The organism is Geomonas subterranea (genome assembly GCF_019063845.1).
Taxonomy (GTDB): domain Bacteria; phylum Desulfobacterota; class Desulfuromonadia; order Geobacterales; family Geobacteraceae; genus Geomonas; species Geomonas subterranea.
The window spans coordinates 971,008-987,825 of record NZ_CP077683.1; the positions used below are offsets into that span (position 1 = coordinate 971,008).

At 62.9% G+C, this 16,818-nt stretch carries 18 protein-coding genes; 11 read left to right on the plus strand and 7 right to left on the minus strand.

Going from position 1 to position 16,818, the window contains the following annotated elements:
• Positions 1 to 57: 57 nt before the first annotated feature.
• Both purN and purM read right to left on the minus strand, forming a co-directional pair.
• Positions 58 to 672 carry a phosphoribosylglycinamide formyltransferase gene (gene purN / locus KP001_RS04245; protein ID WP_217288333.1) on the minus strand — a complete coding sequence of 205 codons (615 nt, stop codon included), beginning with the start codon at positions 670 to 672 and terminating at the stop codon, positions 58 to 60.
• A 16-nt stretch (positions 673 to 688) separates the two neighbouring features.
• Positions 689 to 1,735 (minus strand): phosphoribosylformylglycinamidine cyclo-ligase, encoded by a 1,047-nt coding sequence (gene purM, locus KP001_RS04250; protein WP_217288334.1) that lies wholly within the window; start codon positions 1,733 to 1,735, stop codon positions 689 to 691.
• A 143-nt stretch (positions 1,736 to 1,878) separates the two neighbouring features.
• Between purM and rimI the strand changes: the two genes are divergently transcribed.
• From rimI to KP001_RS04285, 7 genes are all read left to right on the plus strand, one after another.
• The gene (rimI, locus tag KP001_RS04255) at positions 1,879 to 2,325 is read left to right on the plus strand and encodes a ribosomal protein S18-alanine N-acetyltransferase (RefSeq protein ID WP_217288335.1); all 447 of its coding nucleotides are present in this window, start codon (positions 1,879 to 1,881) and stop codon (positions 2,323 to 2,325) included.
• Positions 2,315 to 3,124 carry a dihydroorotate dehydrogenase electron transfer subunit gene (locus KP001_RS04260; protein ID WP_217288336.1) on the plus strand — a complete coding sequence of 270 codons (810 nt, stop codon included), beginning with the start codon at positions 2,315 to 2,317 and terminating at the stop codon, positions 3,122 to 3,124. Before rimI ends, KP001_RS04260 begins: the two co-directional genes overlap by 11 nt.
• A 2-nt stretch (positions 3,125 to 3,126) precedes the next feature.
• Positions 3,127 to 4,044, plus strand: a complete 918-nt coding sequence (locus KP001_RS04265; protein ID WP_217288337.1) for a dihydroorotate dehydrogenase — start codon at positions 3,127 to 3,129, stop codon at positions 4,042 to 4,044.
• Entirely contained in the window at positions 4,044 to 5,075 is a 1,032-nt protein-coding gene (locus KP001_RS04270) for a KamA family radical SAM protein (RefSeq protein ID WP_217288338.1), read from the plus strand. Before KP001_RS04265 ends, KP001_RS04270 begins: the two co-directional genes overlap by 1 nt.
• Positions 5,076 to 5,297: 222 nt before the next feature.
• The gene (locus tag KP001_RS04275; RefSeq protein ID WP_217288339.1) at positions 5,298 to 6,206 is read left to right on the plus strand and encodes a LysR family transcriptional regulator; all 909 of its coding nucleotides are present in this window, start codon (positions 5,298 to 5,300) and stop codon (positions 6,204 to 6,206) included.
• A gap of 137 nt (positions 6,207 to 6,343) precedes the next feature.
• Positions 6,344 to 6,502: an Sjogren's syndrome/scleroderma autoantigen 1 family protein gene (locus KP001_RS04280; RefSeq protein WP_217288340.1), complete on the plus strand. Its 159-nt coding sequence runs from the start codon at positions 6,344 to 6,346 to the stop codon at positions 6,500 to 6,502.
• A gap of 68 nt (positions 6,503 to 6,570) precedes the next feature.
• Positions 6,571 to 6,963, plus strand: a complete 393-nt coding sequence (locus KP001_RS04285; RefSeq protein WP_217288341.1) for a TraR/DksA family transcriptional regulator — start codon at positions 6,571 to 6,573, stop codon at positions 6,961 to 6,963.
• Positions 6,964 to 7,098: 135 nt separating this feature from the next.
• Here KP001_RS04285 and KP001_RS04290 read toward each other — a convergent pair whose 3' ends face one another.
• The 3 genes from KP001_RS04290 to KP001_RS04300 all read right to left on the minus strand — a co-directional run bounded on the left by KP001_RS04290 (position 7,099) and on the right by KP001_RS04300 (position 10,892).
• Complete coding sequence (locus tag KP001_RS04290; RefSeq protein ID WP_217288342.1) at positions 7,099 to 8,187, minus strand: dethiobiotin synthase; 1,089 nt, start codon at positions 8,185 to 8,187, stop codon at positions 7,099 to 7,101.
• A gap of 85 nt (positions 8,188 to 8,272) precedes the next feature.
• On the minus strand, positions 8,273 to 10,186 hold the full coding sequence (locus KP001_RS04295) for a SpoIIE family protein phosphatase (RefSeq protein WP_217288343.1): 1,914 nt from the start codon (positions 10,184 to 10,186) through the stop codon (positions 8,273 to 8,275).
• Between the two features lie 127 nt (positions 10,187 to 10,313).
• Positions 10,314 to 10,892 (minus strand): HD domain-containing protein, encoded by a 579-nt coding sequence (locus KP001_RS04300; RefSeq protein ID WP_217288344.1) that lies wholly within the window; start codon positions 10,890 to 10,892, stop codon positions 10,314 to 10,316.
• A gap of 204 nt (positions 10,893 to 11,096) precedes the next feature.
• On the opposite strand from KP001_RS04300, the gene KP001_RS04305 reads away from it, so the two are divergent.
• Complete coding sequence (locus KP001_RS04305) at positions 11,097 to 12,500, plus strand: sigma-54-dependent transcriptional regulator (protein WP_217288345.1); 1,404 nt, start codon at positions 11,097 to 11,099, stop codon at positions 12,498 to 12,500.
• Here the strand turns inward: KP001_RS04305 and gptM are convergent.
• Positions 12,494 to 13,831, minus strand: coding sequence for a geopeptide radical SAM maturase (gptM, locus tag KP001_RS04310; RefSeq protein WP_217288346.1), 1,338 nt, complete (start codon positions 13,829 to 13,831; stop codon positions 12,494 to 12,496). The genes KP001_RS04305 and gptM overlap by 7 nt on opposite strands.
• A 109-nt stretch (positions 13,832 to 13,940) precedes the next feature.
• Entirely contained in the window at positions 13,941 to 14,054 is a 114-nt protein-coding gene (gene gptA / locus KP001_RS04315) for a geopeptide (protein ID WP_217288347.1), read from the minus strand.
• A gap of 128 nt (positions 14,055 to 14,182) precedes the next feature.
• Here gptA and KP001_RS21900 point away from each other — a divergent pair, with 128 nt between their 5' ends.
• The 3 genes from KP001_RS21900 to KP001_RS04325 are packed head-to-tail and all read left to right on the plus strand — an operon-like array spanning position 14,183 to position 16,817.
• Complete coding sequence (locus KP001_RS21900; RefSeq protein ID WP_239027973.1) at positions 14,183 to 14,677, plus strand: TonB-dependent receptor; 495 nt, start codon at positions 14,183 to 14,185, stop codon at positions 14,675 to 14,677.
• Positions 14,674 to 15,984 carry a TonB-dependent receptor domain-containing protein gene (locus tag KP001_RS04320; RefSeq protein ID WP_239027889.1) on the plus strand — a complete coding sequence of 437 codons (1,311 nt, stop codon included), beginning with the start codon at positions 14,674 to 14,676 and terminating at the stop codon, positions 15,982 to 15,984. Before KP001_RS21900 ends, KP001_RS04320 begins: the two co-directional genes overlap by 4 nt.
• On the plus strand, positions 15,972 to 16,817 hold the full coding sequence (locus tag KP001_RS04325) for an ABC transporter substrate-binding protein (RefSeq protein WP_217288348.1): 846 nt from the start codon (positions 15,972 to 15,974) through the stop codon (positions 16,815 to 16,817). The genes KP001_RS04320 and KP001_RS04325 overlap by 13 nt, the downstream gene beginning before the upstream one ends.
• Position 16,818: the final 1 nt, after the last annotated feature.

Here is a 16,818-nt window from a genome sequence, read left to right on the forward strand (position 1 = left end):
TAAAAAAAGCCCCCTGGCATTGCGAGGGGGCCTTCATATTCTGTTTGAGCTTGAGGCTTATGCCGAGACGGTGACCACCCTGCCGTCCACCTGCAGGAGCCCCTCGGAGAAGAGCCTGACCGCCTCGGGGTAGATCCGGTGTTCTTCCTTCTGGATGCGGGCGCACAGGGTCTCCTCGGTGTCCCCCTCGAGGACCGGCACCGCGGCCTGGATGATGATCGGCCCGGTATCGGTGCCGCAGTCCACGAAGTGGACGGTGCAGCCGGCGACCTTGGCGCCGTATTCCAGGGCCTGGCGCTGGGCGTGCAGCCCGGGGAAGGCGGGGAGCAGCGCCGGATGGATGTTCATGACCCGCATGGGGAAGGCATCCAGAAGCACCGGGGTGATGATGCGCATGAAGCCCGCCAGCACCACCAGGTCCACGTCGAACTCGCGCAGGGTCGCCACCAGGGCCTCGTCGAACGCCTCGCGGCCGGTGTAGGCGCGGTGGTCCAGGTGCAGAGCCGGGATGCCCGCTTTCCTGGCCCGCTCCAGGCCGAAGGCGTCCGCCTTGTTGCTGATCACGCAGACCACGCGACCGTTGACGGTCCCCTTAGCGCAGGCGTCCATGATCGACTGCAGGTTGCTGCCGCTGCCGGAGATCAGTACCCCTATCTTGAGCTCATTTCCCATAAAGGCTCCGCGCGGATCAGACCAGCTCCACGCACTCCTTGCCGGCGTCGCATTTGACGACATCTCCGATGACGAAAGCGGTCTCGTTGAGCCCGGTGAGCCTGATCATGATGTCGTCGGCCTCGTTCTCAGGGACCACCAGGACCATGCCGATGCCGCAGTTGAAGGTACGGAACATCTCGTTCTCCTCGATGTTGCCGCCCTTCTCGATGATCTTGAAGATCTCTGGGATCTCCCAGCTGTCCTTCTTGATCACGGCCTTGCAGCCGTTGGGAAGCACGCGGGGGACGTTCTCCAGGAGCCCGCCGCCGGTGATGTGGGCGAGGCCGCTGATGTTGAAGTCCCGAAGCAGGTTCAGGACGGAACGGACGTAGATGCGGGTCGGGGTGAGGAGTTCCTCGGCGACGGTCTTGCCCAGACCGGGGATCTCGTCGTTGATGTTCAGCCCCATGTGCTCCAGGATGACCTTTCTGGCCAGGGAGTAGCCGTTGGAGTGCAGGCCGGAGGAGGAGAGGCCGATCAGCTTGTTCCCCACGGTGATGGAGGAGCCGTCGATGATCTTCTCGCGCTCCACCACGCCGACCGCGAAGCCTGCCATGTCGTACTCGTCGCCGGTGTAGAAGCCGGGCATCTCCGCGGTTTCGCCGCCGATCAGGGCGCAGCCGGCCTGGACGCAACCCTCGGAAACCCCCTTGATGATGGAGGCGCCCTTGGCGGGATCGAGCTTCGCCGTGGCCAGGTAGTCGAGGAAGAAGAGGGGCTCGGCGCCCTGCACGATGATGTCGTTGACGCACATCGCTACCAGGTCGATGCCGATGGTGTCATGGCGGTCGGCCAGGAAGGCAAGTTTCAGCTTGGTGCCGACACCATCGGTGCCGGAAACGAGCACGGGATGTTTGTACTTGCCGGTGTTCAACGAGAAGAGACCGCCAAAACCGCCGATGTCGGCAAGGACTTCCGGACGGGAAGTGGCCTTGACCAACGGCTTGATCATTTTGACGAAAGTGTTGCCAGCGTCTATGTCTACACCGGCGTCTTTATATGTGATTTTCTTCTCTTTCAAGGCGGAACCTCCGATAAAGTAAAGACGAAATCTATCCCATTCGACCCTAAAAGTCAAAGTGAAAAAATTGTTTACTTCGACTGGTGCATTGCTTAATATGCCTGGCTGTGCCAGCGCCGGGTAACAAAATAACACTGCGTCCCATGTGTATCGAGGACTTAGACAAGGTCCTCCAAATCGAGTCCGCCTCGTTCCCACGCCCCTGGACCCGGCGCCATTTCCTGGACGAGATGGAAAGCCCCGGCAGCCACCCGGTGGTGGCCGTGACCGCCGGCGGAGAGGTCGGGGGGTACCTGTGCCTCACCCAGGTGCTGGACGAGGCGGAGATACTCGACGTCGCCGTCGACCCCTCTCTCAGGGGGCGCGGGATCGGACGCGCCCTGGTCGACTGGGCCGTCGCCTTCTGCCGGCAGCGGAAGCTCGCTCTGCTCTGCCTGGAGGTGCGGGTGGGGAACCACGAGGCGATCTCCTTGTACCGGCGCCTGGGCTTTACCGAGGTGGGGCGCCGCAAGAACTACTACGAAAATGGCGACGACGCCATTCTGATGGACCTATCCATAGCTCAAGTAGAGGAATGCGATGCAGTTTAAATCAATGGTTATCTCCAACGTCGAGGTGTCGCCCAATTACTTCAGGATGAGGATGACCGCTCCCCAGGAACTCGCCTCCGCGGTCCCCGGGCAGTTCGTCATGCTGAAGGTGAACGACGCCATCGATCCGCTGCTGCGGCGTCCCTTCGGTCTCTTCGACGTGGGGAGCTTCGTTCCCGAGTACGCCGGCTGCGGCGCGCAGGTCTACTGCGAGATCCTGTACAAGGTGGTGGGGAAGGGGACCAAGCTCCTCTCCGCGCTGCACCACGGCGACCTGGTCGACCTCCTGGTCCCGCTGGGGAAGGGGTTCCAGATGGGCCCGGCCGGCGAGGAGAAGGTCCTCGTGGGAGGCGGCGTGGGCCTCGCCCCGCTTTACTATCTGGCCAAGGAGCTCAAGGAGCGCGGCGAGAAGGTGCGCCTCTTCGCCGGGGGGCGCAACCGCGACGACGTCCTCTGCATCACCGAGTTCGAGAGGCTGGGCGTTGAAACCTACGTGGCGACCGACGACGGCACCCTGGGCGAGCGCGGCTTCGTGACTCAGGTGCTGGAGCGCCACCTCTCCTCCGGCATGCGCATCTTCGCCTGCGGCCCGACCCCGATGCTGAACGCGGTGGCCAAGATGTCCCAGGAGCACGGCGTTCCCTGCCAGGTTTCCATGGAGGCCTACATGGCCTGCGGCGTGGGAGCCTGCCTCGGGTGCGTCATGAAGGGGGCCAATCACACCGACGAGACCCCCGATTACCGCTGCGTCTGCAAGGACGGTCCCGTATTCGACAGTTTTGAACTGCAATGGAGTTAGCAATGCAACGACCTGACATGTCCGTGGTTCTCGCCGGGATACAGATGCGCAACCCCGTCATGACCGCCTCCGGCACCTTCGGCTACGGCGCCGAGTTCGCCGACTACCTCGACCTGGAAAGCATCGGCGCCATGGTGACCAAGGGGCTCTCCCTGAAGCCCAAGGCCGGCAACCCGACGCCGCGCATCGTGGAGACCCCGGGGGGGATGCTGAACGCCATCGGCCTGCAGAACGTGGGGATCGACGCCTTCATCGAGCAGAAGCTTCCCTACCTGAAGAACGTGAACACCCCGGTGATCGCCAACCTCTACGGCAACACGCTCGAGGAGTACGGCGAGGTGGCGAGCCGGCTCGACGGCCTTGCCGGCGTGGCCGGCATCGAGGTCAACATCTCCTGCCCCAACGTGAAGCAGGGGGGGATCGTGTTCGGCACCGACCCCGGCGCAGCGCAGGAGGTGGTTTCCCTGGTGAAGAGGAACACCTCCAAGCCGCTCATCGTTAAGCTCTCCCCCAACGTCACCGACGTGGTGCTCATGGCCAAGGCCTGCGCCGATGCCGGTGCCGACGCGCTTTCGCTCATCAACACCCTGACCGGCATGGCCATCGACCTCGAGCGTCGCCGCCCGGTGCTGGCCAACGTCACCGGCGGCCTCTCCGGTCCCGCCATCAAGCCGGTGGCCCTCAGGATGGTCTGGCAGGTGGCCAAAGCGGTCAAGCTCCCGCTCATCGGCATCGGCGGCATCATGAACGGCCGCGACGCCCTGGAGTTCATCCTGGCCGGCGCCACCGCCATCCAGGTGGGGACCGCGAGCTTCCTCGATCCCTCCGCCGCGCAGAGGATCGCGCAGGAGATGGAACAGTACCTCTCAGAGCACGGCATTGAAAGTGTCCGCTCGCTGATCGGAGCCCTCGAGGTCTGATGGAAGCCTGGGAGAGCAGCCTCAAGAAATGCATCACCAGCCCGGAGGAGCTTGCCGGGCTTTTTCATGCGCCGGGGGAGGAACTCGCAGAGGTGGCGCGCCGCTACCCGATGCGCATCACCCCGTACTACCTGGGACTTATCCGCGAGGCGGGGGACCCGATCTGGCGCCAGTGCGTCCCGGACCCGGCCGAACTGCACGACCTGGCCCAGTCCCCCGATCCCCTGGACGAGGAACGTCTCTCGCCGGTACCCGGCCTGATCCACCGCTACCCGGACCGGGTGGTGTTCCTGGTCTCCACCGCCTGTGCCGTCTACTGCCGCTTCTGCATGAGGAAAAGAGGGGTCGGGTGCCAGGGGATGAGCCCCGCGCCTGTGGACGAGGCCGTGGCCTACATCGCCTCCAAACCGCAGATCCGTGACGTCATCCTCTCCGGCGGCGACCCGCTGCTGCTCTCCGACGACCGCCTGGACCAGATCCTCACCGCCCTGCGCCGCATCCCGCACGTCGAGATCATCAGGATCGGCACCCGGGCCCCGGTGACCCTCCCGGAACGTGTGACGGCGAGGCTCGCGCGCATGCTGAAGCGCCACCAGCCGCTCTACGTGAACACCCACTTCAACCACCCGCGCGAGATAACTGGACCGTCGGCCCGGGCCTGTGCGCGCCTGGCCGATGCCGGCATTCAGCTGGGCAACCAGAGCGTGCTCCTCAAGGGGGTGAACGACGATCCCCGGGTGATGCGCGAACTGATGCAGCGCCTTTTGGCCATCAGGGTGCGTCCCTACTACATCCACCAGATGGACCTGGTCCGTGGGACCGCGCATTTCCGGACCCGCGTCGCCGACGGCATCGGGGTCGTGTCCGCCCTGCGCGGCCACACCTCTGGGCTCGCCGTACCGCACTATGTGATCGATCTCCCCGGAGGGAAGGGGAAGGTGGAGGTCGCCTCGGCCCGGTTCAGCGCCGACGGGAGCCGCCTTTTGGTGCGCAACTACCTCGGCGAGGAGATCGAGTACCCGGAAACCTGACCCTCTTGTCCCCACCTACACCCGCCCCTGAGCCGGATCCTTCCCCGATCCGGCTTTTTTTGTGCCCCTCGCATTCCCACCCAAGCCGCGCGGTGATTACGCCGGCAATGCAGCCGGTTTCCCCGCTGCCGCACTTTTCTGGAAAGGAATCTTGCCTTGCCCGCGCGCGGCGTGCTATAAGTGTATACCGGAATTGATATTATTATATATAGGTCGAGCTGAATGCAAACCGAGTATCTTAAGACGCTGGTGGTGTTAGGGCAGGTGGGAAGTTTTTCCAAGGCGGCGACCGATCTCTCGATCACGCAGTCGGCTGTGTCGCAGCGCATCAAGTACCTGGAGGAGCATTACGGTTGCCAGCTGGTGGACCGTTCCGGGAAGCTGTTACTGTTGACCGAGGCTGGAACGCTGGTGGTGCAGCGTGCCGGGCAGATACTTCTTTTGGAGGCGCAGCTTGCCAACGACCTGAAGCACAGGGGAGAGAAGAGCCGTCTCTCCATCTGCTGTACACCGACCTTCGGCGTCGGATTCCTGCCCCATGTCCTGGAGAAATTCATGGCCCGCAAGGCCGACAACGTCGACCTCCGTTTCATGTTCCATTCGCTGGATCGGGCCGTGAAGGCGCTTCAGGAAAACGAATTCGACCTGGCCGTCATCGAACATTGCGAGGCGATGGACGTTCCCGGTTTTGAAATCGTGGAACTCCCGGGCGACCAGCTGATTTTCGTGAGCGCGCCTTCCCTGGGGCTCCCCCCCGGTGTGGTCGAGCTGGAGCGGCTTTTCCAGTACTGCCTGATCGCCCGCAAACCCGACTGCACGTCGCGCCGGCTGCTGAACATGAACCTGTCGCGCTACGACCGCGGGATCGATGATTTCAAAGCGGTGGTCGTGGTAGACGATCTCCGCCTGGCGCTGGAAACCGTGCATTCCGGTGGAGGGATAGCCTTCGTTTCACGCAGCATTGCGGCACGGGAGCTGGAGTCAGGGGAGCTGCTGCAGCACGACGTAGCCGGATTCGAACACTCGCGCCGGCGCAGCGTGGTGGTGAAGAGCGAGCGCAGGCATGACCCGGCCGTGGTGGAGTTTCTTGGCTGTATCGACGCCGGCTTTCCCCTTAGAGACTCGTGCTGACCCCTCGTTGAACGGCTGGTCCAAAGACAAAGCGGGCTTGGTCACCCTCGGAAAAGAGGGTGGTTCCAAGCCCTTTCTTGTTTTTACGATATACTTTGGCCTGTTTTGGTTGCAGCCGTTCAACCAAAGGAGGCCTTATGAGAAGGGTAAGTGTGGAAGAAGAAATCCTGAAGGACAGGCCGGTGGTGGTAAAAGATGCGACGGAGGTGTGTGCCATTTGCGGCTCCCCGCTGCAAAGGGACAAGGAGAGCGGTGAACTCCTCTGTCCGCTGTGCGACATCGAGGACGTTCCGTGATGCGGTTATTCCCCCCCACGCAGTAAGGCGCCGGAGCCCCCCGGGGGTGCCGGTTGTAGGAGGATGAAATGGCGGAGAAATTGGAAGGCGATCAGCTTGAATTCAGAAATCTGCTGGCCGAGTACAAGCGCCGGCTCTGGGCCGATCTGCGCGAAGAGCTATTTTCACAGACGGGGGAGGACCTGGCGACCCAGTACGACATTCCGCAGGACCCCGGCGAGAAGAGCATGCTCGACGCGCTCTCGGACGCCGGCCTCGCCGTCGCAGACCTCCGGCGGCAGCAGCTTACCGCGTTGGAGGAAGCGCAAAGCCGCGTGGAGTCGGGGACCTACGGCACGTGCGAGGGGTGCGGGGAGCCCATCGGATTGCCACGATTGAAATTGATGCCGTTCACCGCGTTGTGCGTGGAGTGCCAGAAGGAACAGGAAGGCCCATCGAGACCCCCGGGAAACAAGATTTAGAGGCGGGGCTAGGGACTGGGGACTGGAAGCCAAAGAGTAAGGGAGAGAAACGTAGAGACGCAGGGGCTGGGAGCTTGGGATCGGGGGTGTTTTCACTAGCCCCTAGACCCCAGCCCCTAGCCCCTGTTTTTGTACTTACAGCAGCGCGTCGATGGCGGAGAAGTCGACGTCCTTTTCGGCGTTGGCCATGATCCAGTTCAGCTTCTCCTGGTCTTCATAGGTGATCTTGGCCACGTCGTCGGAGAGCGCGGTGAAGACTTCGGCCGTGGTTTCCTCCACCCGGATGTACGGGATGTGCGAGTCGTGCAGTATCTGCTGGGTCACCTCGGAAACCGGCGCATGGCCGGAAATGACGAGGCCGGCGATCCTCTCCTTGTAGGCCGGGATGTGGTACAGCGACGAGAGCGTCACGATGAGTTCGTCCCTGGAGCTGGTGACGATCATCAGGGTCGAGTCGAGCAACCCGTCGACCACCCGCTGCGATGAGGCCGCGCCCAGCTGGATGTTGTGGATGATCCGGCTTTTCTGGTTCAGGTCCCCGTGTAACGGGAGATCGAAAAGCTTGGAGATGTGGCTCAGGGTCGGGTTGGCAAGGACCGGCGAGTAGTTGAAGCCGTCGATCACCTTGATCTGCGGCTCGAAGGCGCGTTTCAGGTACTTGCTGGTGACCTCCTTCTTGCTGGGCATCATCTTGTTGACGATGATCCCCCTCACGTCCGCTCCTTCCCGCTCGTAAAGCGCCAGGTTCAGGTGCACCGCGTCGATCACCTTGCCGATGCCGCTTTCGCTCACGATCATGACCGGCGCTCCGATGAGCTTCGCCACCTTGGCGTTGGAGAGCCCGATCACGGCACCCACGCCCCCATGTCCCGCCCCCTCGATGATGAGAAAGTCGTATTTCTGCTCCAGTTCCCGCACCGCCGCGAGGATGCAGTCCGTCAGGGAGAGGTCGTCGAGCTTGCCGGCCAGGTAGTCCTTGGTGAAATCCCGGTACAGCGCCACCGGCGACATGAGCGCGATGTCCTCTTCCAGACCGAAGGCCTTGGCCATCAATAACGCGTCCATATCCACCATGAAGTCGTCATAAAGGAGCACTTTCGGGCCGAACGGCTTCACGAAGCCGACCCTTTGGTACTTCCTCCTGGCCTGGTGCATGAGCGAAATGCTGATGGTCGTCTTGCCACAGTTTTGTCCGGTCGCCGCAACGAAGATCTTTTTCGCCATGTGCATGCCCCTGTTCGATTGAATGGCGTATGTTTACACCATCACGGAGTATGCCGTCAAGAAAAGTAATACGGCGGGGGGGCGGTCAGGGGATGAATTTGAGCAGGAGCATGGAGATGTCGTCTTCGAAGCTCGCGCTCCCCGCGAAGGCGCGCAGGGCGTCGAGCACGGCGTCGATGATGGCGGCCGAGGGTTTGCGGTGCTCGCGGGCCAGCACCCCCTTCAGCCGCTGCACGCCGAAGAGCTCCCCGGCGTGGTTCTGCGCCTCGGTGATGCCGTCGGTGTACAAAAGCAGCAGGTCCCCCTTTTCCACCTGCATGACCGGCTCGTCGAAGGCGACCCGGCGCTGCACCCCGAGGATGAGCCCTTCCGCGTCGAGCTGGAAGAAGCGCTCCTCGCCGGGGCGGTAGAGCAGGGGAGGGGGATGGCCGGCGTTGCTGTAGCTCAGCTTGCCGGAGGTCCTGTGGTAGCTCAGGTAGGACATGGTTATGAAGAGCTCGGCGCGGGAGAGGTCGTCGTGCAGGATCTCGTTGAGGGCCGCCACCACCTGGGCCGGGCCGTCCAGTGCCGGCATCTGGGCCCGAAGCACGCTGCGGGTCTCCACCATGATGAGGGCAGCCCCCACGCTGTGACCCGAGACGTCGGCGATGACCAGGTCGAGCCTTTCGCCGTGGAGCAGTATGTCGTAGTAGTCGCCGCCGATGTGGCTGGCGGGGACGCAGCGGCCGGCGCAGTCTATCCCGGTCAGCAGCGGCGGCGCGGCGGGAAGGAGCGAGAGCTGGATCTGCCTGGCGATCTCCATCTCCTTGCGCATGCTGGTGTTCTGCAAGAGCGCCTGTTCGGCAAGCTTTCGCTCCGTGATGTCCTGCTTGATGCAGATGAAGTGCCTGATGCGGCCGTCCTGGTCCAGCACCGGCGTGATGGTCTGCTCCTCGGGGTACAACTCGCCGTTCTTCCTCCGGTTCACCAGCTCGCCGTGCCAGATTTTCCCTGCCATGATGGTCGACCAGAGGTCCCGGTATAGTTCGGGGTCCTGCCGTTCGGACTTCAGGAAGCTCAAGTCCCGCCCCGCGGACTCCTCGAGCGTGTAACCGGTCATCCTCGTGAAGGCGTCGTTGACGGAGAGCACCACGCCGCTACTGTCGGTGATCACGATGGCATTGGCCGCCGCCTCCAGGGCCGCACTCTGGACCCGCAGCGACTCCTCCGCCTGCTTGCGCTCGGAGATGTCCGAGATGAGGCCGTCGTAGGCGACCAGGTCCCCCTGCTCGCTGTAGCGCGGCACGACGGTGTTGATGACCCAGCGCAGAGAGCCGTCCTTGTGCCGGATCCTGTGCTCGAGCGAGGGGATCTCGTTTCCGGCCCTGAGCTCCTCGGTGAGGCTCGTCACCGCGGCGCGGTCATCCTCGTGGATCATCTGATACCAGAGGAAGGGGTTTTGCTGGTACTCCTCGTCGCTGTAGCCGGTGACCGAGAGGCACCCCGGACCGTGCGAGGTCTTGACGACCTCACCCTCCTTGATGGTGACCGTGTAGATGTAGTCGGTGACGGCCGCCACCAGCCTCTTGTAGCGCCGCTCGCTTCTCACCAGCGCCGATTCCGCCTCGCGCTTCTTGCGCCGCACCTGCGCTTCCTGCATCTCGCGCTCTATGGCCGGGATCAGCCGCGAGGTGTTCCCCTTGATCAGGTAGTCGTTGGCGCCTTCCTTCATGGCGCCCACCGCGGTGTCCTCGCCGATCTTGCCGGAAACGATGATGAAGGGGATGTCCAGCCCCGAATCGCGCAGGACCTGCAACGCCTCGAGCCCCGTGAAGCCGGGGAGGACGTAATCGGAAACCACCAGGTCCCAGTCCTCCTCCTCCAGCGCCTTGCGCATGGCCTCGGCCGTCTCGACCCGCCTGGAGACCGGCGCGTAGTTGCCGCGTCGCAACTCGAAGATGAGGAGCAGGGCGTCGTCCTCGGAATCCTCAACAATCAGCACGCGGAGCGGTTTACCCATGAAAACACCTTCTGTGGCAAGCACATGATACGCCGGGAGGGTGGCCGGCGCCCTTATGCCGGAAATGCCCTGTCAAGCTGGGTGTTTAGAGTATAGCACAGTTCGTTGGCCGGAAAGGGGCGGGGTGTTAATTAGATGGGGCGGGGACGTCGTGGACCGGCTCCAGGCTGAACTCCTTGAGCCAGTTCTCGAAGATGCGCACCTTCTCCTGTCCGAAGCGCAGCAGGTCGACTCTCACCTGGTCCGTGCTCTTCTCCAGGTCGAGTTGGCCCCCCTTCTTGGAGTAGAAGAGGTCTGCGAGGGCCACGATCCGCTCGCAGTCGGTGACCGGCGACATCTCCCGCGGCGGCAGACGCAGTTTCTGCTCGGCGATGTCCCGGGCGCTGAGCCCCACGCCGATGTGGCGCTCGCAGACCAGGGCGTGGTGCGGCAGCCCCTCGGCGTCCAGTATCTGCCGTCCGATGACGCCATGGCAGATGTAGGGAGCCTTGCCGAAGCAGTTGAGCTTGGGAGCGTAGATGCGGGCGACGCCTATGTCGTGGAGCAGCGCCGCCTCCTCGATGAAGCGCAGTTCCTGCTCGTTTCTCCCGGCGCGCGCGGCGATCGCCAATGCCTTGTCGGCCACGTTGCGGCTGTGATGGTAGACGATCTCCAGCCCTTCGGGGTTGTCGTGGAAGTGTTTTTCAAGGAGTGCTCTGGGATTCAAAATTCGCCTCCGGATGGGGGGTGGTCGGGCTCAAGGGTATAGATTATGCCGATTTGCCCTCCGATTGCAACCCCGCAACTGCCAGGCGTCGAGGCCGCTTCCCCTGACTGCACGGGGAGGTGCATCAAGAAACAGTTGAATATCGGCACGTGACCGGATATGATGTGAATCCTTTAAATAGACCGTTCTATCCCGGGTGACGAGATGAAAGCCACAACGACCACACAACAACACACGCTGCTCGTGGACGACGAACCCGGTATCCTCACCGAGGTGTCGCTGCTGCTCGCCTCGAGCGACATCCCGGAGGTGGCGGCCATCTCTGACAGCCGGCAGGTGCTTCCCTACGTGCGGGAGCACCGGGTGCGCGCGGTGATCCTGGACTGGGTGATGCCCAACGTGACCGGCGCGGAGATACTGCAGAGCCTGACGGTGGAATTTCCGGAGATCCCGGTGATCGTAATGACGGCGATGGGGGACGTCGAGACGGCGGTTACCTGCATGCGCCAGGGCGCCTTCGACTTCCTCACCAAGCCGGTGGACCCCAACCGCCTGGTGGCGAGTGTCAAGAAGGCGCTCCAGGTGAGCGAACTGGGGCAGCAAAACCGGATGCTCAAGGATTACCTGCTGGCGGACACGCTCGGTAACCCCGACGCCTTCGCCGGCATCATCACCACCTCCAAGAAGATGCGGGGCATCTTCCAGTACATCGAGGCGATCGCAAGCTCGAGGCTGCCGGTCCTGATCACCGGGGAGACCGGGGTGGGGAAGGAGTTGCTGGCCCGCGCGGTGCACGACGTCTCCGGCGTCCCCGGCCCCTTCATCTCGCTCAACGCCGCGGGGCTCGACGACTTCATGTTCTCGGACACGCTCTTTGGCCACAAGAAGGGAGCCTTCACCGGCGCCGACAGCAAGCGCGACGGCCTCATCAGCGCCGCCGCCGGGGGAACCCTTTTCCTGGACGAGATCGGCGACCTGAACCTCGCGTCCCAGATCAAGCTGTTGCGTCTTTTGCAGGAGCGCGAGTACTACCGGCTGGGGTCGGACCTGCTGCTTAAAAGCGACGCCCGCATCGTGGCGGCGTCGAACATGGATTTCGCCGCGCTGCGTGCCGCCGGGACCTTCAGAAACGATCTGTATTACCGTCTCTGCGCGCATGAGTTCAAGGTGCCTCCGTTGCGGGAGCGGCTGGATGACATGGAGGCGCTGGTGGACTACTTCGTGCGGCAGATCGCGTCGCAACAGGGGAAACCGGCGCCCAGGGTGCCGCAGAACGTGATCGCCGCGCTGCAGCAGTGCAGGTTCCCCGGGAACGTGCGCGAGCTGTACAACATGGTTCACCACGCCGTCACCTGCAACGAGGGGGCACCCCTTTCGGTGGCCGATTTCCCGGGCGTCGCGGCGGCTCCGGCGCGGGTGGCGCCCCCCGTGGACTGCGCCAATCCGCTGTTCTCCCTTTTCGGGAAGTTCCCGACCGTGCTTCAGGTCGAGGAATACCTGATCGCCGAGGCCATGAAACTCACCAGCGGCAACCAGACGCAGGCGGCCGAGCTGTTGGGGCTGACCCGGCCGACTCTCAACAAGAGGCTGAAGCAGGAACGTCAGTAGGGGGGTGCCGCCGCCTGGACGAATGTGCTCTGGGCGGTGGCCTTTTTCCGGGGGGCGAGATAGGTTAAGTTTTGCAGCACGCTTTTCTCAAGCGTGGCATCGTAGAATGTGCGCCTGCAGTCCACCTCGGTCAGGGAGTTCCCCTGCAGTTTGCTGACGAAACGGCAGCCGCCGAAGCAAAGCGGGAGATAGCTGCAATCCAGGCAGGCATCGACCTGCCAGTTGCCGATCCCGTGTGACACCCGGTAGTCCTGCAACCCCTCATCCAGGCTGCCGACGCTCATCCCTTCCCACCCCATGAACGCCGGGCACTTGTAGAACTTCCCCGTGCAGTCGATCACCAGGTTGTCCTCGAGTTCCACGATGCAGGCGGACGGCTTGAGCGTGGGGGCGCGGTAGCCCCTGGCCAGGGTCGCTTCGCGCAGGAACGGGACCGCCTCCATGAGCCATGGTTCCTCGGAAAGGGCGCAACCGGAGCTCAGGTCCGAACACCCCCCCGTGGAAACGACAGGGGTGAACATCACCGCGGCAAGCTTGTCGGGGGTGATGCCGTAACGGGGGAGCAGGTCGAGCAGGCGCGGGAACTCCCGGTAGTTTTCCGGACGGTAGTTCGCCCCCAGCTGGATGGAAACAAGGTCGCAGACCTGCGCGAGGTTCCCGACGATGATGTCGAAACTCCCCGCGCCCGACGCGTAGGGGCGCTGGGCATCGTGGATCTCCGGGGGGCCGTCAACGGTGAACTTGGCACCCTGCAGTCCCAGCGGTAGCAGCTGCAGGGCCGTGTTCCGGTCCAGCAGCGTTCCGTTGGTCACCAGGTTGAAGGCGTACTTCACCCCGTGGCTGCGGGCCGCCTCCCGCAGTCTTTGCGAGATGCCGCGGATCAGGTCCTGCGACAGCAGCGGCTCTCCGCCGTAGAAGGTGACGGTGACGTCCCACCCCTGCGAGATCCTGTCCCGCACCAGCTTCTCCACCAAAAGGTCCGCAGTGGCGTCCGACATGTACTGCCCGCAGCGGAACTCCCCCTCGAAGCAGTAACCGCAGTCCAGGTTGCAGTCCAGATTGAGCACAACGGAGGCTTTGAAGTGCCGCGTGCGTCCGTTGGCGCGGGCAATGAGCTCGCGCATCTGTTCTCTTTCCGCGTCCGGGTCCTCTATCAGCATCCCTAGACGCCTCAGCGCCTCGCACCCGTCATCGGGGAGCACGCCTTCTTGCAGTGCCGCGAGCGTTTCGGCCGGTATCGCCGCGATGGAACTGCGCAGGGTTGAATAGAGGAGCACATGACCGGGGCGGTCGGGGGAGGGGAAAACCTTCAGGTAGCGAGAGAGTTTCATGGGAGCTATAACCTATTCCTGGCTGCAGGCGCGCAGTCATAAATGCTGTCTTAACGGCAATGGCGGAGTCTCGCCTTCCTTTAAGCAAGGAGGGCGAGACTCTTTCGACTCATACCCAGCCGGCCCAGATGTACATGTAGATGCAGCAGCCAAATCCGTCAGTCATTTCCGCGTTGTTGTTGCCTTCATCTAGAATCTCCACTGCCAAATTTTCCTTTGTCATTGCGCTTTCCTCCTGTGGTGGGTGTGAAAACCTTGGACATTTCTAATAGGCTGTGATAAGTTAACACAACCTTATTTTGCTTGCAACAATAAATTTGAATTTTTTTATGAGGAGGTGCCGTGAGGAAAATGCCCGCAGCTTTGTCAGTGCTTGCCACAGTGAAGCTGGTGCTGCTGACTGTGGCGCTCAGTCTGCTGACAGTTGCGCCCGCGTGGAGCGATGACGACCTCAGTTCAGTTCAGCTTTTCAATGGGGGGGAGACGGAGCTTGTTTCAGCGAGCCGGTCGCCGCGCCCCGCATCGCAGACGGCTGAGAACATAACGGTGATCACGGCTGAGGAAATCGCAGCGCTGAACGCGCACACCCTGCCGGATATCCTCTACGCGGTGACCGGGATCCAGCTGGAGATAAACGGAACCCCGGGCACCAACACCAACATAGAAATACAAGGCTCCGATTTCGACCATGTGCTGGTCCTGATCGACAACGTCCCGATCAACAGTCTTGCAGACAACTTTCCCGATCCCGGCTCCATCCCTGCCCAAATCATCGAGCGGATCGAGATTGTAAAGGGCGCCGCTTCCAGTTCCTGGGGGAGTGCCCTGGGGGCGTTGTCAATGTGATAACGAAGATGCCGCAGCAGGACCGCGTCATAGATGGCACCGTTTCTGGCTCCTTCGGGACCAGGGAGACCGTCGACGGACGTGTCGAAGCGAGCGGCACCGTTGACCGCCTGGGGTATTATCTTTACGGCGGGAAACTCCGCTCGGACGGCCTCTCCCCCAACAACCGCTCCGACCTTAAGAACCTGTACGGCAAGCTGCACTACGAGCTTCCGGTACGCGGAGCGCTCACCCTTTCAACCCTGTACACCACCAAAGAATCGGGGCTTAACGCCAACATCAGCGACCAAAAGCACGAACTGGTCTCGTCGCTCGCCCTGCAGTTGCCGCTGGAGAACCGCCTCACCCTCGACGCCTCCCTGAGGACGCACCAAAACGACATGGATATGTTCATCGTCGGCCTCCCCTTTAGCCCTCTCACCGCCTCGGAGAAGGACCGCAGCAGCGGCGGAAGCATGAAACTTTCCTGGCTCGGGGAGAGCCAGCTGGTTGTCGCGGGGGTGGATTACGACCATGTCAAGGTGGGGCTGCGGGGGGGGCTGTTTCCCGGCGAGATAAGCGAAGCAGCCAACCGTATCGGGCTCTACGTGAACGACACCATCACGGCCGGCAACTTCGCCATAACGCCAAGCGCCCGCTTTGACTGGACCGGTTTCGGGGGGAACCGCTTCAGCCCCAGCTTCGGCATTACCTACGCGTTGAGCGAGAACAGTCTCCTGCGCGGCTATACCGCCCGGGGGTACAGTCTCACCTCGTTGAACCGGGCGGATTCCACCGAGAAGGTGTGGACCTCGCAATTGGGGTTCGAGTCGGGGGAGATTCCCTATCTGTGGCTCAAGGCGACCCTGTTTAGAAACGACACCTGGGACGTCCTCAGCAACGAATCGGGCGCCATCGTCAAGGAGCGACAGCTCAAGCAAGGGGGCGAATTGGAGCTGCGCACCGCCCCGCTCTTCAACACCTCACTTTCCACCGGATACACCTACATACACGCCAGCGGCGGGAATGACGGGGCCGCACCCCAGTACATGCCAGAACACACCCTCAAGCTCGGGCTGCGTTACCGGGACCCGTCACAGCTGCAGGCGCAGCTGACCGGGTACTACATCGACTGGAACACGCCGACCGGACGGAGTGGGGGGATACTCTGGGACCTGCACCTGGGCAGGACATTCGAGTTGTCCGACTCGGGTTCCGTGGAGATCTTCGGCTCGCTCAGGAACATCTTCGACAACAAGCAATACCTCTTCGCACTCTACAAGAACACCGGGCGCTGGGCTGAAGTGGGGGTGAGATGCCACTTCTGAGAGTCCTGCTCCTGCTGTTTTTCACCCTGATACCCACCCTCGCCCTTGCCTACGATGTCCTCGTGCTCCAGTCCATGCACGAGAAGGGATACGACGAGGCGGTGCGAGGCTTCAAGCGCGACTGCCGCGGGTCCGTGCGCCGCATCGTGCTCACCGATTTCGCAGAACTCGACCTGACCCGCATCATCCGCGAGGAGCACCCGAAGCTGATCGTGGCCGTGGGGGACCGGGCACTGGAAGTGGCGCAGAGGCAGCATGGGACCCCGGTACTCTACATGATGGCATTGAACGCGAAGCCGCGCGGGGCCGCGGGAGTGAGCATGCTCCTGGACCCGGGGCGGTACATCTCCGTCTTCGAGGAGATGGGGGTGGAGCGTGTGGGGGTGCTGTACGATCCTGCCCGCAGCGGCGCCTACGTGAAACGCGCGCTTGCCGCTGCCGGGCGCACCCGCGTCCGGCTGGTGCTGCGCGAGGTGCACGCGCCCAAGGAAACACCGGCCATGCTCGCCTCCCTCAAGGGGAAGGTCGACGCGCTCTGGATGCTTCCCGACGCGACGGCGGTTTCACCGGGCTCCACGGAGGCGTACTTCCTCTTCTCCCAGGCCGAACGCGTGCCGGTGGTGACCTTCGCCGAGGTCTACCTCTCCATGGGAGGGGCCGTCGCGCTCACCATCGACCGCTACGATATCGGCAGGCAGGTGGCCGAACTGGCGCAACGCATGCTGGATGGCAACCCGACGGATGAGGGGGGAGCCCCCGACAGGCGCGCGGTCACCAGGACCAACGAGGGAGTGGTGCGCCAGTTGAAGCTGAACGGCGTGGTGGGGCGCTGAC